The sequence below is a fragment of the Arthrobacter sp. Bi83 genome (genome assembly GCF_918698095.1).
GTDB lineage: Bacteria > Actinomycetota > Actinomycetes > Actinomycetales > Micrococcaceae > Arthrobacter.
In genome coordinates, this window is record NZ_CAKKLY010000112.1 from 1 (window position 1) to 2,038 (window position 2,038).

The 2,038-nt window shown below is 60.0% G+C and carries 2 protein-coding genes, 1 rRNA gene and 1 pseudogene; 3 read left to right on the top strand and 1 reads right to left on the bottom strand.

What is annotated here, in order from left to right:
* Positions 1 to 9: 9 nt before the first annotated feature.
* Positions 10 to 126: ribosomal RNA gene (gene rrf / locus LQ144_RS22840) — 5S ribosomal RNA — on the top strand.
* A 196-nt stretch (positions 127 to 322) separates the two neighbouring features.
* Here the strand turns inward: rrf and LQ144_RS22845 are convergent.
* The gene (locus LQ144_RS22845) at positions 323 to 904 is read right to left on the bottom strand and encodes a dihydrofolate reductase family protein (RefSeq protein WP_230121526.1); all 582 of its coding nucleotides are present in this window, start codon (positions 902 to 904) and stop codon (positions 323 to 325) included.
* A gap of 45 nt (positions 905 to 949) precedes the next feature.
* Here LQ144_RS22845 and LQ144_RS22850 point away from each other — a divergent pair.
* A pseudogene (locus tag LQ144_RS22850) lies at positions 950 to 1,159 on the top strand (hypothetical protein); the annotation flags it as partial.
* Between the two features lie 215 nt (positions 1,160 to 1,374).
* Positions 1,375 to 2,038, top strand: a 664-nt coding sequence (locus LQ144_RS22855; RefSeq protein ID WP_230121525.1) for a DNRLRE domain-containing protein, incomplete at its 3' end; no start/stop codon positions are given.

Sequence of the window (2,038 nt, forward strand, 5' to 3'; positions counted from 1 at the left end):
TACAAGGGTTACGGCGGTCATAGCGTGGGGGAAACGCCCGGTCCCATTCCGAACCCGGAAGCTAAGACCCACAGCGCCGATGGTACTGCACCCGGGAGGGTGTGGGAGAGTAGGTCACCGCCGGACAACCATTAGGTCGAGGACCCCCAACCACGTTGGGGGTCCTCCCGCAGTTAACAGGCTTTTCACAGTTGAGGGTGTAATCGCTGGCTGGATGTTGGCTGGTGCGTCGGTCCCGGGGCAGCGATGCGCAAACGCAGCCGGAGGCCCGATCTTGTGTCACCGTTCGCAGTGGACTTATTCGCGTACCCGCTCAGATCGGTCAACGGCGCACCCGATAGCGCAGGTGAAGCACCCGGTTGCCCTGAATCACCACGTCGGGATCCTCCAACAGGTGCTGTGCGTGGACCGACCCGAAGTAGCGCTTGCCGGACCCGAACACGACGGGTACGACGTCCATGCGCACCTCGTCGACCAGGCCCGCGGCTAGCACCTGGCCACCGACGTCGCCAGCGGCGACCTCGACAATGCGGTCACCCGCGAGCTCCTGCGCCTTAGCCACGGCTGCCTCGACGCCGTCGACGAAGTGAAACGGCGCCTCGGGGTCCCAGCCCTCGGGCTTCGGCCGGTGCGTCACGACGACCACGTGGTCGACTCCGCCCGGAGGCTTCCCGTCCCAGCCGTCCGTCATGTCGAAGACGCGGCGGCCGACGATGGTCGCCCCGATTTGGTCCCAGTACGGCCGGGTGTAGTCGTAGGACGTCTGCGACACCTTCACCTCGCCGCTCTCGTCCAACGGGACGTCACCGCTGGACAACCAGTCGAACAGCGGTCCGGGCTGGTCGTTCTCGTCCGCGAGGAAGCCGTCCACCGACACCGAGCTGTACATGACCACCTTGCCCACGGGGCTCTCCTTTGCTTTGGTGTGCCCCATATTAGCGAGTCGTTCCGGTGTCGGGTCCAACTCGCGATCCACGGCTACCGCGGTCACAAGGACGACACGCTCTACGCCGCCAGGAGGACCCTGCACACCGGCGCCGACCTCCGACTCGAACACCTCCGCGGCTCCGCCCTCGGGTTCCGCAACTTCACCCACTACATCGCGGGATCGCTGCTCGAGACCGGCGGCTTCAGGCCGCTGCTACACCCTGGATTATGAAGAGCCATTAACAATGTTTTCGCAGTTGAGATGTTTATGCCGCGAATGGAATACCAATATTCTATTCGGGGAATACAAATGTGCAGCGCATTTTTGCGCATGTTCATTTGCGCTGTGCATTTTTGCATTAAATTCTTTGGATCCCTACTGGCCATTAGGGCTTAATGTGGGCTCAAGGCATTGGGGGTGTGTGAATCGGACTTAGGAGTCCCACGATGAGCCTCAAATCGAACTTTGCCTTCGGCAACAAAAATCCCAAAGAATATGCCTTAGGCAACAATCCAAAAAAACGTCGGCCTGGATACGCGCATTTGCGCAAACGTTGGATATCCGTGGCCGCAACTCTTTTTCTAGCGGCCACAGTTTCCATCATTGCTGGGCCGGCGGAAGCTGCCACATTGACGTTTCCCGCTTCGGCGGACGCTGTCGTCAAGCGTGACACTCCCACTACCAACTACGGCACGGCAACTGGCCTTAAGGCCGACAATTCGCCGGTGGAAATGTCGTTCTTGAAATTCACCGTATCCGGTGCCGGGACCAACGTCACCGCTGCGAAACTCAGGCTGTTCGTTGCCGACCCTTCCAACCTGGGTGGTCAGTTCCGCCGTGTTCTGAACAACTCATGGACAGAAAGCACGATCAACTTCAACAACGCGCCGGTGGCCGAGACTACGGTTGTGGCATCGCGCGGAGCCGTTACCATCAACACCTTTGTGGAAATTGATGTATTCAGCGTTGTTAGGGGAGACGGCACTTACTCGTTCAGGATCAATAACACTTCGTCCGACGGCGTCATCTACAGTTCGAAGGAAACCTCCGACGCCACGCGCCGTCCCCAACTGATTCTCACGACTGGCACAGAGCCGCCACCTCCACCAC